The organism is Azospirillum terrae (assembly GCF_053470425.1).
The window spans coordinates 1-13,018 of the sequence record NZ_JBPXMR010000014.1; the positions used below are offsets into that span (position 1 = coordinate 1).

Below are 13,018 nucleotides of genomic sequence, written 5' to 3' on the forward strand. Positions count from 1 at the left end.
AACAACGGCGTGAAGATCGAAGGGCAATGGCTACATGGCGGCTGGAGAGTGCGACTTCCTTCTATGTGTGGATGCCGCTACGCGCCGGCACCCCTGTTTGCACCAGAAGTGCGGAAGAACCTCCAATCGTCGTCAGGCGGTCATCGTAATTGGCGGCGTGCAGCGTAACTCATCGTCAACGCCATGGCGATGGGCGCGACAACCAACGGCGCCAGGGTAGGCAGGAAATCAAACGTCACGTTCGACACGTATAAGGTCGTGATCGGCGCAACCACCCCCGTCTGAACCACCAGAATCACTTGGCGGGTTCCAAAGGAAAAGGTCCCGAGAAGGAAAATGAGCATCCATACGCCCGTCATCGCAAACGGCGACACGATCGGTGCCTGGGCGTTGATCAACGGCGCCAGGATGGACAGAAAAAAAGCCCCTACGCCGACCGCACCATGAAAGAAGCGGCCGCTGCGCCGATGGAAGGACAGAGCGAACAGCGCGAGTGCACAGGCAAGCGTGCCGATTCGATACGGAGCGCCGGCGCTGACGGTGTCCGGGTACAGGTTCCATTCGATGAGATTGCGGCTGGATATGGCGAGGAGAAGGAAGATCGTGAAGAAACGCAGCACGATCTTGTCGCGACTTTCCGCCTTTTCCCGGTAGGCCGCCGCGTCCGCCCCGCGGAACCTGACGGGCTTGAGAAAGGTCGAAAACCACGGCATCCGCAGGCACACCTCAACAACCGCCGGCTTCACAAACCCAGCGCACTTATTTCCAATGCGGAAGCCGACGGTGTCAAGCGGCCCAACCCGGTCAGGCGGCCCGGTCAGGCGAAGTCCTTCGCCAACTCCTCGCGCACGCGCTCCGGCATCACCGCCATGTGGCCGTAGTTGGGGTGGGCGAAGGCGATCACCACCTGGGTGCCCGGCGCGCGGAACGCCGTGACCTGCTCCGGCGTGAAGTCGAAGTGCACGAAGTGCACGGACGATGCCTTGCCCGCCTCGTTGGTGCGCTCGACGTCGCCCTCCGGGCGCGCGGTCACGGTGTGGCCGGCGAACTGGAGCTGCATGGTGTCCTCGACGCCGCCCATCTGCGACAGGAAGGTCTGCCGCTGCGCGGGGTTGTCGATCTCGAACATCATGGTGGCGACCAGCTCGCGCCCCTTGGGGATGAGGGGGTTGTAGGCGCGCAGTTCGTCCTCGATCTGCGCCTCGCCGCCCTTTTCGATGTAGAGCATCTCGTGGATCTGCTGCCACATCGTCTCGTAGTTCTCGAAATAGAAGGTGGCGTAGGGGCCGACCGGGACGCGGCGGTGCTTCTTCACCTCGACCAGCGCCTTGCGCCGCGCCGCGCGTTGCGCGCCGTACTCGGCCAGCGGCATGAGGTCGGCGCGGGTGATCTCGGTCTTGTTAGCCATAACGCCAGTCTCCTGATGTGCAACGGTTCGCGGTTCCCGTTTGAAGCCCCTCCCCCCTCGCGGGGGAGGGGTTTGGGGAGAGGGGGCGGGCGAAAGGCTTTTTCCGGCTCTCTGAGCCGTAACCACCCTCTCCCCAACCCCTCTCCCGTCTAGGGAGAGGGGCCTTTTTAAACGGTGAGGCCGTAGGCGCGGGCGAAGATTTCGATGGGGTGCAGGTTCTCCGGCGGGGCGGCCTCGCCGTCCAGGCGTTCGATGCCCTGCATGATGTGCATGCCGGCCAGCGGACACTCGGACGAGACGTAGGTCTTGCCGGCCTTGGCCGCCTGATTCGCCACCGGGCGGCCGATCTTCAGCGCGGTCGGGAAGTTCTCTTTCAGCACCCCCCACGAGCCGCCATGGCCCGAGCAGCGCTCGATCACCTTCACGTCGGCCTCGGGGATCAGGCGCAGCATCTCTGCCGACTTGGCGCCCATGTTCTGCGCCCGCGCGTGGCAGGCCAGATGCATCGCCACCCCGCCGGGCACCGGCTGCATGCCCTCGGGCAAGCCCTGGCGCTTGGCGACGTCCACCACGAACTCGCTGAGGTCGAAGGTGGCCTGCGCCAGCTTTTCGACCTGGGCGCGGTGGGCGGCGTCCTGCGGCACCAGCAGCGGCCATTCCATCTTCAGCATCAAGGCGCAGCTGGGGATCAGCGCCACCACGTCGTAGCCCTTGTCGATCCACGACTCGAGCGCACCGGCCACGTTGGCGGCGTTGCGGTTGACCCGTTCCAGCTCGCCCTGCTCCAGCTGCGGCATGCCGCAGCAGCCGGGATAGGCGACCTCGACCTCGACGCCCATCTTGGCGAGCACCGCGCGCGCCGCCATGCCGATGGAGGGGTTGTTGTAGTTGGCAAAGCAGGTGGCGTAGAGCACCGCCTTGCGCTGGCCATAGGCGGGGGCGGCGGTGTTGACCTCGACCGGCGCGTCGCTGGCGCGGCGCACCAGGGTGTGGCCGTGGAACTTGGGGAGGTGGGCCTCCTGGTGGACGCCGACCACCTTCTCCATGACCGGACGGGTCAGGCTGTTGCCGGTGTCCGACGCCCAGTTGACCACCGGCGCCACCAGACTGGCGAGCTTGCCGTTGCGGTCGGTCTCGACCAGCTGGCGCACCGCGAAGGGCACGCCGCGCTTTTTGGCGTCCACCGCGCGGTAGCGCAGCATCAGGTGCGGGAAGTCCAGGTTCCACTCGTGCGGCGGCACGTAGGGGCACTTGGTCATGAAACACATGTCGCACAGCGTGCAGGCATCGACGACCTGACGGAAATCCTCGGACTTCACGTCGTGCATCTCGCCGGGGCCGGCGTTGTCGACGAGATCGAACAGCCGCGGAAAGCTGTCGCAGAGGTTGAAGCAGCGGCGGCAGCCGTGGCAGATGTCGAAGACGCGGCGCATCTCCGCGTCCAGCTTGGCTTCGTCGTAGAAGTCGGGATTCTGCCAGTCGAGCGGGTGGCGGACCGGCGCCCCGAGGCTGCCTTCGCGCATGATTCCTCCTGCGGCCGGGTTGTTCCCGGTCTACGCGGTATTCTGGAAGCGGCAGGGACCGGGGGCAAACCCCGGTCCCCACATGCCGTGCTTGGATCAGGCCAGCTGATCCAGAGCCTTCTGGAAGCGGCCGGCGTGCGACTTCTCGGCCTTGGCGAGCGTCTCGAACCAGTCGGCGATCTCGTCGAAGCCTTCCTCGCGGGCGCTGCGCGCCATGCCCGGATACATGTCGGTGTACTCGTGCGTCTCGCCGGCGATGGCGGCCTTCAGGTTGTTGCCGGTCTCACCGATCGGCAGACCGGTGGCGGGGTCGCCGACCTCTTCCAGGAATTCCAGGTGGCCGTGCGCGTGCCCGGTCTCGCCCTCGGCGGTCGAGCGGAACACGGAAGCCACGTCGTTGTAGCCCTCGACATCGGCCTTTTGGGCGAAATACAGGTAGCGGCGGTTGGCCTGGCTCTCACCGGCGAAGGCGGCCTTGAGGTTTTCCTCGGTCTTGGTGCCCTTGAGCGACGGCATGGTTAGTTCCCTCCTGAGGTTGCCGGCCAGCACGACGACGCGCGAGCGCGTCGGAAACGTGCCGGCCGTGGCCTAGGCTGCCACCGCCGCGAGCGGACGTCAACGTTTTAGAATTGGTCCAAATTAAGCGGCAAAAGTCTGCCCGCGAAACGCATTGCGTTCGCGTTCAGGGCCGCGTTGCGACCGCTGCCTGCGCCGGAGCCAGACGCACGATGACGTCCACGCGGGCCACCTTGGTCCCCTCGGGCGGGGCGGGCAGGTTCGCCACGACGACATGGTCGCCGGGGATATCCTCCAGCCGGCCGGAGCCTTCCAGGAAGAAGTGGTGATGCTCGGACGTGTTGGTGTCGAAATAGGATTTGCCGGCCTGGACGACAACCTCGCGCAGGAGGCCGGCGGTCGTGAACTGGTTCAGCGTGTTGTAGACGGTGGCGAGCGAGACGCGCAGGTTGGCGCTCATCGCTTCGACGTGCAGTTGCTCGGCGGTGACGTGGCGGTCGCCGGTGTCGAACAGCAGGCGGGCCAGCCCGAGGCGCTGGCGCGTGGGGCGCAGACCGACGGCGTGCAGGCGGTCGAGCGCGCGCTTGTAGGGGCGGGTTCCGGTCATGCGTCCCGTCATCGGTGTGGTGGCTCCACGGCGTTGCCCACCGGGCCGCGACACACCGCCGCAGCCAAAGTTAAGATTAGAACGATTTTATGTCCCAGGCAAGCAATCGGTGTGCGAAGCGTCTGGACCGCCCGTCGAAGCGCGATGCCCGTCAAAGCGCTTCAAAGCGCGATAGTGGTGCGGATTTCATCGTAATCGGCATGCACCCCGTCTTCGGTCCGGTCAATCAACCCGACCTCCGCCAACGCCTCGACATCCTCGCTGACGCGCTCGTAGTCACGCCCGAGAGCACGGGCCAGATCGGCAACGCCGGTTGCCGGACGCCGGTGCAGGTAGCGCAACAGATCAAGCCGCTTGCCGGTCAATGTCTTGGTCAGCGTCTCCCAGCTTTCCGTACGGGAATGGGAGGCAAGTTTGGCGGCCATTCGGTAAGCTTGCCATCGACGGGCCGTGGCGACAAGCGCCACGGCCCGGAGTGGCGGTCAATACCCCGTAGCGATGCGCTCGACGAGCTGCTGCACGGTCGGGATGAAGCCGTCCTTGTAGTAAGGATCGCTGGCGAAGCGGTAGGCGTTGTGCCCGGCGAACATCAGCTGGTTCTCGCAGTCGTCCGAGTGGCTGACCGCCTGGAGCGTCTTCTGGATGCAGTAGGAGCGCGGGTCGGCCTTCTTGCCGGTCGTCCCCTGCTCGCCCTGCGACCAGTTCGAGAACAGGCAGGCCGACAGGCAGCCCATGCAGTCGATCTGGTCCTTCAGAATGTTCTCGGCCCGGTCCGGCGCCACGAAGACGATGGTGCTGTCCGGCGTCTTCAAGCCCACCGTGAAGCCCTGGTCCACCCAGGACTGGGCGCGCTGCCGGTCGGTTTCGGTCAGGAAGATCGGGCGGCCGCGCGGGCCGATGGGGAACTCGGCGGCGTGCTCGCCCACCGGCTTCGGCATGTAGGCCACCTGCCGGTCGGAGCGCGCCATCAGCTCCTGCATGAAGGAATTCTTGACGCCCGACGAGTAGAAGCCGGTCGGCGAGAAGCGGTTCAGCAGCACGTCGCCGTCCTGGAGACCGAGCAGCTTGTTCTTCCACGCCCCGGAAATCGGGCTTTCCTGGGTCAGCAGCGGGCGGGTACCGAACTGGAAGGCCACCGGGCCGAGGTCGGGATTGTCGATCCAGTCCTCCCACTCGCTCAGCCACCAGACGCCGCCGGCCATGATGACCGGCACGTTCTCCAGGCCGAAGCTGTTCATCATCTGGCGCAGCGCCAGGACGCGGGGGAACGGATCCTCGGGGACCCGGGGGTCCTCGGAATTGGACAGGCCGTTGTGGCCGCCGGCCAGCCACGGGTCCTCGTAGACGATGCCGCCGAGGTTGTCGCGGAACTTCTGGTAGGCGCGCAGCCACAGCGCGCGGAAGGCGCGCGCCGACGACACGATCGGGTAGTAGTAGCAGCCGTAGTGCGCGGTGATCTCGGCGATGCGGTAGGGCATGCCGGCGCCGCAGGTGACGCCGTGGATCAGGCCCTTGGCGCCTTCCAGCGCGCCGTGCAGGATCTCCTCGGCGCCGCCCATCTCCCACAGCACGTTCATGTGGATGCGGCCCTGGCCGTTCGAGCGCTCGTGCGCGATCCTGGCCTGGGCGATGGCGCCCTGGATGCCGTAGGCGATCAGCTCGTCGTGCCGCTCGCGCCGGGTCTTGCCGTGGTAGATCTGCGGGATGAGGTTCCCGTTCGCGTCGTAGCTGTCGGCGTTCACGCCGGAGAACGTGCCGATGCCCCCCGCCGCCGCCCAGGCGCCGGAGCTTTCGCCGTTGGAAACCGCAACACCCTTGCCGCCTTCCACGAGGGGCAGCACTTCCCGGCCGGACATGACCAGTGGCTTCAGCGCCTTCAACGAAACCTCCAAACCCATCGAGCACGAAACGAAACGGAGAACATGGTCAACCGAGCGCCCCACCGGAAGCTTGCGATCTCCGGCGGCACCCCCTGCCCGTTCCCGCGGCATTTATAAGAGGAAAAATTGCCAAGGACGAGCGGATTTGCATAGGCCACCACACGAAAGCGTCAGTCAACCCCCAGCGACTCGGCCAGACGGCCGGGCGCGTCGGTGAAAACCGCGCTCACGCCCCAGCCGAACAGGGTCCGGGCGCGCGCCGCGTCGTTGACCGTGTAGGCCAGCACCGGCCGGCCGGTGGCACGGTAGGCGGCGATGCTCCCGGCGCTCTGGCGCCCGTGCTCGACGTTGAGCGTGGCGGCGCCGACGCGGTCGGCGATGGTGGCCCAGTCGGCCGGCGGGTCCCACAGCAGGTAGCCGCGCGGGATCTCCGGCGCCAGCGCCTTGGCCACGTCCAGGCACTCCGGCTCGAAGCTGGAGACCAGCAGGGGGTGCTGGGACGGCAGGCGGCGTTTAAGGGCGTTGAGCGCCGTTTCGGCCGTCTCCACGCCGCGGCCCGGCGTCGGCTTGATCTCGGCGTTGAGGCCCAACCCAAGCTCTAGCACGAGGTCGATCAGCGCGTCGAAGCCCGGCACCCGCTCGCCGGTGAAGCGCGCGTCGAACCAGGACCCGGCGTCGAGCCGTTGCAGGTCGGCCCAGTCGATGTCCGCCAGGGCGCCGGTGCCCGAGGTGGTGCGCTCCAGCGTTTCGTCGTGCAGCACCACCGGCACGCCGTCGCGGGTCAGCGCCACGTCCACCTCGACCCAGGACGCCCCCTGCCGCGCCGCCGCGCGGATCGAGGCGAGCGTGTTTTCCGGCGCGGTCTCCTTGGCGCCGCGGTGGCCGATCAGGCGCGGAAGATTCGACAGCATGGGGCCTGCGGGAGTAAGAGCGGGGCCCTCTATATTGCGCAAACGCCTGCGCGTGGGAACGGGACATGAAGGCAGCGAACAGCGTCTCCGATCTGGTGGCCGCCGGGCTGATGACGCCGGAGGCCGGACAGGCCGTCGCGACGGTGGCCGGGCGCTACGCCGTGGCGCTGACGCCGTACGTGCTGGAGCAGCTGGCCGGCGCCGCGCCCGGCGACGCGCTGTACGCGCAGTACATCCCCACGCCGGAGGAGGCGTACACCGCCCCGTCCGAGCGCGCCGACCCCATCGGCGACGACACCCATTCACCGGTCAGGGGCATCGTTCACCGTTACCCCGACAGGGTTTTGCTGAAGCCGCTGCACGCCTGCGCGGTGTACTGCCGCTTCTGCTTCCGCCGCGAAATGGTCGGGCCGGGCGGCGACGCGCTGTCGCCTGCGGAGTTGGACGCCGCCCTGGCGTACGTGCGCGAGCACCCGGAAGTGTGGGAGGTGGTGGTCACCGGCGGCGACCCGTTCCTGCTGTCCCCGCGCCGCCTGTCCGGCATCGTACAGGCGTTGGCGGAGATTCCGCACGTCGGCGTGGTGCGCTTCCACACCCGCGTGCCGGTCGCCGATCCGGCGCGGGTGACGCCGGAACTGGTGGCGGCGCTGCGGGCCGAGGGAGTGACCAGTTGGGTCGCCGTGCACGCCAACCATGCCGCCGAACTGACCGCGGAGGCTGGCGCGGCGCTGGGGCGGCTGGCCGATGCCGGCATCCCGCTGCTCGGCCAGACGGTGCTGCTGAAGGGGATCAATGACGATTCGGCGACGCTGGAGGCGCTGTTCCGCGCGCTGGTCCGGCACCGGGTCAAGCCCTACTACCTGCACCACCCCGACCTCGCCCCCGGCACCAGCCATTTCCGGCCGGACATCGCGCAGGGGCAAGCCTTGGTGAAGGCGTTGCGCGGCCGGGTGTCCGGCATCTGCCAACCGACCTACGTGCTGGACATCCCCGGCGGCCACGGCAAGGCGCCGGCCGCGCCGTCATGGATCGACGCGGACGGTCTGGTGGAGGACTTCACCGGGGCCAGGCACCGCTACGAGCCCTAAAGCGGATTGTGATCCGCTTTAGATTCATATGGCCTCACACGCCGGCCAGGCTTCGGGCGCACGCGCGCCCGGGACCGCAGTCGCGGTCCAGATCGGATCGCAATCCGATCTAAACGCCGCCAAACACCCGGTCCGGGTTGAGCAGCGCCTGCTGCACGGCGACCACCGAGGCGAAGCCGGTCCACAGGATCAACGGCACCCAGCTCAGGGCGACGGCCCGGTCGTCGCGCCACACCAAGGCGATGCTCAGCGCCGCCAGCACGAAGAACGCGATGGTCCACACCGCCGCCAGGACCGGGCTGCCCAACGTGAAGTAAACGGTGGTAAACGTGGCGAAGATCGCCCACAGCACGCCCTGCAAAACCACCAGCGCCGCCCAATGGCGGATCTCCGCCCGCCGGTTCAGCAGCCGCACGTCGCCCCAGAGCTGAAGGACGTTGAGGGCGAACCACACCACCGGAAACACCCAGGGCGGCGGCTGCAACGGCACCACGACGTAGCCCTCGAACGGCACGCTGGCGTGGCGCGCCACAAAGCCGGGGGCGTTCACCAGCACCCAGAACAGCACGGCGTGCCACCAGCGCACCGGCCCATGGACCCCGGCGCGGTTGGAACTGTGAGCGGTTTCGGCCATGGGATGTCCTCGCTGCAACGGACGGTATACGCGGCCGGACGCCGCGCGGATCGGTGCTCGCGGACGGAACGCGGCTCCGTTTCCGGTTGTTCTCCGTGCATCGGCACAGGAGGGCGGCATGCGGTGGCAGGACGGGCGCGAGAGCGAGAACGTCGAAGACCGGCGCGACGAAGGCGTCGGAGGCGGCCTCGGTGGCGGGTTCGGCGGTGGCCGCATGGGCATCCCGATCCCCATCGGGCGCGGCGGTCTGGGCATCGGCGGCTTGGTGGCGGTGCTGCTCATTTCGTGGGTCCTGGGCATCGACCCGCTGGCGCTGCTGGGCGGCGGCGATCCGACCGTGGGCTCCGGACCGACGGCCAGCGTGACCCGCAACGCCCCGCGCTCCAACGCCGATGATGAGCTGAAGAGCTTCGTCAGCCACGTGCTGGCCGACACCGAGGACACTTGGAACGGCGTCTTCCAGCAGATGGGCCGCACCTACCAGGATCCGCACCTCGTGCTGTTCTCCGGCGCGGTGGACTCGGCCTGCGGCATGGCGCAGTCGGCGGTCGGGCCGTTCTATTGCCCGCTGGACCGCAAGGTCTACATCGACTTGAGCTTCTACCGCGACCTGCGCGACCGCTTCCACGCACCGGGCGACTTCGCCCAGGCCTATGTGGTGGCGCACGAAGTCGGCCACCATGTGCAGAAGCTGCTGGGCATTTCCGACAAGGTCAGCGCGGCGCAGAGCCGAGCCTCGAAGACCGAGGCCAACGCGCTGTCAGTGCGTCTGGAACTGCAAGCGGACTGCTTCGCCGGCCTGTGGGGCAACGCCGCGCAACGCCGCGGCGTTCTGGAGCCCGGCGACGTGGACGAAGCGCTGAACGCGGCGAGCGCCATCGGCGACGACCGCCTGCAACAGCAGGCCCGCGGCCGGGTGGCGCCGGACAGCTTCACCCACGGCAGCTCGGCGCAGCGTGTGGGCTGGTTCAAGCGCGGCTTGGACAGCGGACGGCTGGACGCCTGCGATACGTTCTCGGCGGAGCGGCTGTAGGCGCGTCAGCCGTTGAGGGCACTCAGGGCGAGTTCGGGGGAGCGGTCGATGATGCGCAGCAGCGCGCGGGCGGGGCCTTGCGGGGCACGCTTGCCCTGCTCCCAATTCCGCACGGTGTCGACCGGCACGCCGATTCGTTGCGCGAACTGCGCCTGGGACATCCCGAGCTTCCTGCGGACCTTGCGCGCGTAGGCGGCGGCGTCGCGCCGGGCGTCCGCGTCGTCCTCGGCGGCGTGGCGAGCGATGTCGGCTTCGGTGGTGGCGTCGAGTTTGGCCGTGTCCACCTGCGGAGTTACGGGACGTTCTTCGCCATCCGGCATGATCTGGACCACACTGCCGTCAGGCTTCAGGCGGGTCCTTACGGTTGCCATGCTTGCCGATCTCCCTGGCGTTGGCCTTGCGGGCCGAAATGATGCGGATCACCCGGTAGCGGACGGCGTAGACGAAATCGAAGCCCCGCTCGGGCAGGCATTGGGCGCTCTTCGCCTCGTCCCATTCGAATTCAACGTCCGTCGAGTCAGTATAGTGGGCCATTGGGCTGGTTCAATGGCCTAGCTCAGAAGAAAGAAAAAAGGCGCCTCGCGGCGCCCATTCCCGGTCGGAGCGCTGGGGAGGCCGAAGCCTCCCCTGCCCCTTACCCTATCTCACCTCATCACGCGTCGGTGCGCGGACGGCGCTCGCGGCGCGGACGGTCCTCGCGGGGCTCGCCGGCGTCGGCGGTCTCGCCGCCTTCCGGCTTGTCCTTCTTCGAGATGTCCTCGCCGGTGGCCTGATCGACCTGCTTCATCGACAGCTTGACCTTGCCGCGGTCGTCGAAGCCGATGACCTTGACCTTCACCTCGTCGCCCTGGTTCACCACGTCCGAGACCTTGGCGACGCGGGTCGGCGCCAGCTCGGAGATGTGCACCAGACCGTCACGCGAGCCCAGGAAGTTCACGAAGGCGCCGAAATCGACGACCTTCACGACCTTGCCGGTGTAGATCACGTTCATCTCCGGCTCGGCGACGATGCCCTTGATCCAGTCGATGGCGGCCTGCGCCGCCTTCGAATCGACCGCGGCCACCTTGACCGTGCCGTCGTCCTCGATGTCGATCTTGGCGCCGGTCTGCTCGACGATCTCGCGGATCACCTTGCCGCCGGAACCGATCACGTCGCGGATCTTTTCCTTCGGGATGTTGATGACGGTGATGCGCGGCGCGTTCTGGTTGACCGCCTCGCGCGCCCCGCCAATGGCCTTCGCCATCTCGCCGAGGATGTGGATGCGGCCGTCCTTGGCCTGGGCCAGGGCGACCTTCATGATGTCCTCGGTGATCGAGGTGATCTTGATGTCCATCTGCAAGGCGGTGACGCCGCGCTCGGTGCCGGCCACCTTGAAGTCCATGTCGCCCAGGTGATCCTCGTCGCCGAGAATGTCGGACAGCACGGCGACGCCGGCGTCCTCCTTGATCAGGCCCATAGCGATGCCGGCCACCGGACGGTCGAGCGGAGCGCCCGAGTCCATCAGCGACAGCGAGGTGCCGCACACCGTCGCCATCGACGACGAGCCGTTCGACTCGGTGATCTCCGACACCACGCGGATGGTGTACGGGAACTTCTCCTTGCTCGGCAGCAGCGGACGGATGGCGCGCCACGCCAGCTTGCCGTGGCCGATCTCGCGACGGCCCGGCGAGCCCATGCGGCCGGCCTCGCCCACCGAGTACGGCGGGAAGTTGTAGTGCAGCATGAAGCTCTCGCGGTACTCGCCCTCGAGCGCGTCGATGATCTGCTCGTCCTGGCTGGTGCCCAGCGTGGTGACGACCAGCGCCTGCGTCTCGCCGCGGGTGAACAGCGACGACCCGTGGGCGCGCGGCAGCACGCCGACTTCCGCCACGATCGGGCGGACGGTCTTGGTGTCGCGGCCGTCGATGCGCTTGCCGGTCTTGATGACCGAGCCGCGCAGGATGTCGGCTTCCAGCTTCTTGAACTCGGCACCGACGTGCGACGCCTCGCTGCCCTCGGCGGTCAGGGCTTCGACGGCCTTGGCCTTGGCGGCGCCGATCTTCTCGTAGCGGGTCTGCTTCACCGTCTCGGTGTAGGCGGCTTCCACGTCGGCGCGAACGAGGTCGCTCAGACGGGTGTACAGCGCGGCGCGGTCATAGGCCGGGGCCGGGATTTCCCACGGCTCCTTGGCGCACTGCTCGGCCAGCTCGATGATGGCCTGGATGACCGGCTGGAAGCTCTTGTGGCCGAACATGACGGCGCCGAGCATGACCTCTTCGGACAGCTCCTTGGCTTCCGACTCGACCATCAGCACGCCTTCGGTGGTGCCGGCGACCACGAGGTCGAGCGCCGAGGCCGGCACCTGGTCCTGCGTCGGGTTCAGCACGTACTGGCCGTCGATGTAGGCGACGCGGGCGGCGCCGATCGGGCCCAGGAACGGGATGCCCGAGATCGTCAGCGCGGCGGAGGCGCCGATCATCGCGACGATGTCCGGGTCGTTCTCCAGGTCGTGGCTCAGCACCGTGCAGACGACCTGCGTCTCGTTGCGGTAGCCGCCGGCGAACAGCGGACGGATCGGACGGTCGATCAGGCGGCTGACGAGCGTCTCCTTCTCGGTCGGACGCCCCTCGCGCTTGAAGAAGCCGCCGGGGATCTTGCCGGCCGCGAAGGTCTTTTCCTGGTAGTTGACCGTCAGCGGGAAGAAATCGACGCCGGGCTTCGGCGCCTTGGCGCCCACGGCGGTGCAGAGCACGGTGGTCTCGCCATAGGTGGCGATGACGGCGCCGTCAGCCTGACGGGCGACCTTGCCGGTCTCGAGGGTGAGCGTGCGTCCGCCCCAATCGATTTCTTTGCGGTAAACGTTGAACATGCTGTTCTTTCCTTCCATCCGACACCCCGTCAGGCCGGATTGCCTGCCCGGAGCCGGGGCCACCAGTCGTCTCAGACCCCGTTTAGAAAAGCCGTGTTTAGAAACGGCCGTGTTTAGAAACGACTGGCGGCCGAACCCGGTGAACCCGAGCCGGCCGCCTGACGAGAGCAAACCAACACAAACGGAAAACCCGCCCCGCGCACATCCTGCCCCATGGCGCCCGGTGATGCGGACGCTGCGGCGGGATGAGAAGCGGGGCGGGTTTTCACGGACCTCGTTGCCTGTCGAACCTGCTTAGCGACGCAGGCCCAGACGCTCGATGAGCGTGGCGTAACGGCCCTGGTCCTTCTTCTTCAAGTAGTCCAGCAGGCGGCGGCGCTGGCCGACCATGACCAGCAGACCACGGCGCGAGTGGAAGTCCTTCTTGTGGCCCTGCAGGTGCTCCGTCAGGTTGCGGATGCGCTCCGACAGGATGGCGACCTGCACCTCGGGCGAGCCGGTATCGGCGGCGCCGCGGCTGTATTCCTTGATGACTTCCTGCTTGCGATCGGGCGTAATCGACATCGTGGC

15 protein-coding genes are annotated in these 13,018 nt (G+C 67.6%); 2 read left to right on the forward strand and 13 right to left on the reverse strand.

Annotation, left to right across the window (positions count from 1 at the left end; translation table 11 throughout):
- Positions 1-140: 140 nt before the first annotated feature.
- From ACSVDD_RS24670 to ACSVDD_RS24705, 8 genes are all read right to left on the reverse strand, one after another.
- A complete protein-coding gene (locus ACSVDD_RS24670) occupies positions 141-713 on the reverse strand; it encodes a hypothetical protein (protein ID WP_448192069.1) in 573 nt (190 codons plus the stop codon).
- A gap of 104 nt (positions 714-817) precedes the next feature.
- Complete coding sequence (locus ACSVDD_RS24675; protein WP_448192070.1) at positions 818-1,408, reverse strand: DUF3501 family protein; 591 nt, start codon at positions 1,406-1,408, stop codon at positions 818-820.
- Positions 1,409-1,575: 167 nt separating this feature from the next.
- On the reverse strand, positions 1,576-2,931 hold the full coding sequence (locus tag ACSVDD_RS24680; protein ID WP_448192071.1) for a heterodisulfide reductase-related iron-sulfur binding cluster: 1,356 nt from the start codon (positions 2,929-2,931) through the stop codon (positions 1,576-1,578).
- A 96-nt stretch (positions 2,932-3,027) separates the two neighbouring features.
- Positions 3,028-3,447 carry a rubrerythrin family protein gene (locus ACSVDD_RS24685; RefSeq protein ID WP_448192072.1) on the reverse strand — a complete coding sequence of 140 codons (420 nt, stop codon included), beginning with the start codon at positions 3,445-3,447 and terminating at the stop codon, positions 3,028-3,030.
- A gap of 166 nt (positions 3,448-3,613) precedes the next feature.
- Positions 3,614-4,054: an iron response transcriptional regulator IrrA gene (irrA, locus tag ACSVDD_RS24690; RefSeq protein ID WP_448192073.1), complete on the reverse strand. Its 441-nt coding sequence runs from the start codon at positions 4,052-4,054 to the stop codon at positions 3,614-3,616.
- A 161-nt stretch (positions 4,055-4,215) separates the two neighbouring features.
- Entirely contained in the window at positions 4,216-4,479 is a 264-nt protein-coding gene (locus ACSVDD_RS24695) for an HVO_A0114 family putative DNA-binding protein (RefSeq protein ID WP_448192074.1), read from the reverse strand.
- A gap of 57 nt (positions 4,480-4,536) precedes the next feature.
- On the reverse strand, positions 4,537-5,934 hold the full coding sequence (locus ACSVDD_RS24700; protein WP_448192075.1) for an NAD(P)H-dependent flavin oxidoreductase: 1,398 nt from the start codon (positions 5,932-5,934) through the stop codon (positions 4,537-4,539).
- A gap of 170 nt (positions 5,935-6,104) precedes the next feature.
- A complete protein-coding gene (locus tag ACSVDD_RS24705; protein ID WP_448192076.1) occupies positions 6,105-6,845 on the reverse strand; it encodes a glycerophosphoryl diester phosphodiesterase in 741 nt (246 codons plus the stop codon).
- Between the two features lie 65 nt (positions 6,846-6,910).
- Between ACSVDD_RS24705 and ACSVDD_RS24710 the strand changes: the two genes are divergently transcribed.
- Complete coding sequence (locus tag ACSVDD_RS24710; RefSeq protein ID WP_448192077.1) at positions 6,911-7,933, forward strand: lysine-2,3-aminomutase-like protein; 1,023 nt, start codon at positions 6,911-6,913, stop codon at positions 7,931-7,933.
- Between the two features lie 109 nt (positions 7,934-8,042).
- On the opposite strand, the gene ACSVDD_RS24715 is transcribed toward ACSVDD_RS24710, so the two are convergent.
- Entirely contained in the window at positions 8,043-8,567 is a 525-nt protein-coding gene (locus ACSVDD_RS24715; protein WP_448192078.1) for a TspO/MBR family protein, read from the reverse strand.
- A 118-nt stretch (positions 8,568-8,685) separates the two neighbouring features.
- Here ACSVDD_RS24715 and ypfJ point away from each other — a divergent pair, with 118 nt between their 5' ends.
- A complete protein-coding gene (gene ypfJ, locus ACSVDD_RS24720; RefSeq protein ID WP_448192079.1) occupies positions 8,686-9,600 on the forward strand; it encodes a KPN_02809 family neutral zinc metallopeptidase in 915 nt (304 codons plus the stop codon).
- Between the two features lie 5 nt (positions 9,601-9,605).
- On the opposite strand, the gene ACSVDD_RS24725 is transcribed toward ypfJ, so the two are convergent.
- The 4 genes from ACSVDD_RS24725 to rpsO form a co-directional block, all read right to left on the reverse strand.
- Positions 9,606-9,971: a helix-turn-helix domain-containing protein gene (locus ACSVDD_RS24725; RefSeq protein WP_448192080.1), complete on the reverse strand. Its 366-nt coding sequence runs from the start codon at positions 9,969-9,971 to the stop codon at positions 9,606-9,608.
- Entirely contained in the window at positions 9,940-10,134 is a 195-nt protein-coding gene (locus tag ACSVDD_RS24730; RefSeq protein WP_448192081.1) for a BrnT family toxin, read from the reverse strand. Before ACSVDD_RS24730 ends, ACSVDD_RS24725 begins: the two co-directional genes overlap by 32 nt.
- Positions 10,135-10,252: 118 nt before the next feature.
- A complete protein-coding gene (gene pnp, locus ACSVDD_RS24735) occupies positions 10,253-12,466 on the reverse strand; it encodes a polyribonucleotide nucleotidyltransferase (RefSeq protein ID WP_448192082.1) in 2,214 nt (737 codons plus the stop codon).
- A gap of 276 nt (positions 12,467-12,742) precedes the next feature.
- On the reverse strand, positions 12,743-13,012 hold the full coding sequence (gene rpsO, locus ACSVDD_RS24740) for a 30S ribosomal protein S15 (protein WP_448192083.1): 270 nt from the start codon (positions 13,010-13,012) through the stop codon (positions 12,743-12,745).
- Positions 13,013-13,018: the final 6 nt, after the last annotated feature.

What these genes read in the sequence shown, in the direction of transcription:
- ACSVDD_RS24670 (WP_448192069.1), bottom strand. Translation starts at nt 713, where the DNA reads ATGCCGTGGTTTTCGACCTTTCTCAAGCCCGTCAGGTTCCGCGGGGCG.
- ACSVDD_RS24675 (WP_448192070.1), bottom strand. Translation starts at nt 1,408, where the DNA reads ATGGCTAACAAGACCGAGATCACCCGCGCCGACCTCATGCCGCTGGCC.
- ACSVDD_RS24680 (WP_448192071.1), bottom strand. Translation starts at nt 2,931, where the DNA reads ATGCGCGAAGGCAGCCTCGGGGCGCCGGTCCGCCACCCGCTCGACTGG.
- ACSVDD_RS24685 (WP_448192072.1), bottom strand. Translation starts at nt 3,447, where the DNA reads ATGCCGTCGCTCAAGGGCACCAAGACCGAGGAAAACCTCAAGGCCGCC.
- irrA (WP_448192073.1), bottom strand. Translation starts at nt 4,054, where the DNA reads ATGACCGGAACCCGCCCCTACAAGCGCGCGCTCGACCGCCTGCACGCC.
- ACSVDD_RS24695 (WP_448192074.1), bottom strand. Translation starts at nt 4,479, where the DNA reads ATGGCCGCCAAACTTGCCTCCCATTCCCGTACGGAAAGCTGGGAGACG.
- ACSVDD_RS24705 (WP_448192076.1), bottom strand. Translation starts at nt 6,845, where the DNA reads ATGCTGTCGAATCTTCCGCGCCTGATCGGCCACCGCGGCGCCAAGGAG.
- ACSVDD_RS24710 (WP_448192077.1), top strand. Translation starts at nt 6,911, where the DNA reads ATGAAGGCAGCGAACAGCGTCTCCGATCTGGTGGCCGCCGGGCTGATG.
- ACSVDD_RS24715 (WP_448192078.1), bottom strand. Translation starts at nt 8,567, where the DNA reads ATGGCCGAAACCGCTCACAGTTCCAACCGCGCCGGGGTCCATGGGCCG.
- ypfJ (WP_448192079.1), top strand. Translation starts at nt 8,686, where the DNA reads ATGCGGTGGCAGGACGGGCGCGAGAGCGAGAACGTCGAAGACCGGCGC.
- ACSVDD_RS24725 (WP_448192080.1), bottom strand. Translation starts at nt 9,971, where the DNA reads ATGGCAACCGTAAGGACCCGCCTGAAGCCTGACGGCAGTGTGGTCCAG.
- ACSVDD_RS24730 (WP_448192081.1), bottom strand. Translation starts at nt 10,134, where the DNA reads ATGGCCCACTATACTGACTCGACGGACGTTGAATTCGAATGGGACGAG.
- pnp (WP_448192082.1), bottom strand. Translation starts at nt 12,466, where the DNA reads ATGGAAGGAAAGAACAGCATGTTCAACGTTTACCGCAAAGAAATCGAT.
- rpsO (WP_448192083.1), bottom strand. Translation starts at nt 13,012, where the DNA reads ATGTCGATTACGCCCGATCGCAAGCAGGAAGTCATCAAGGAATACAGC.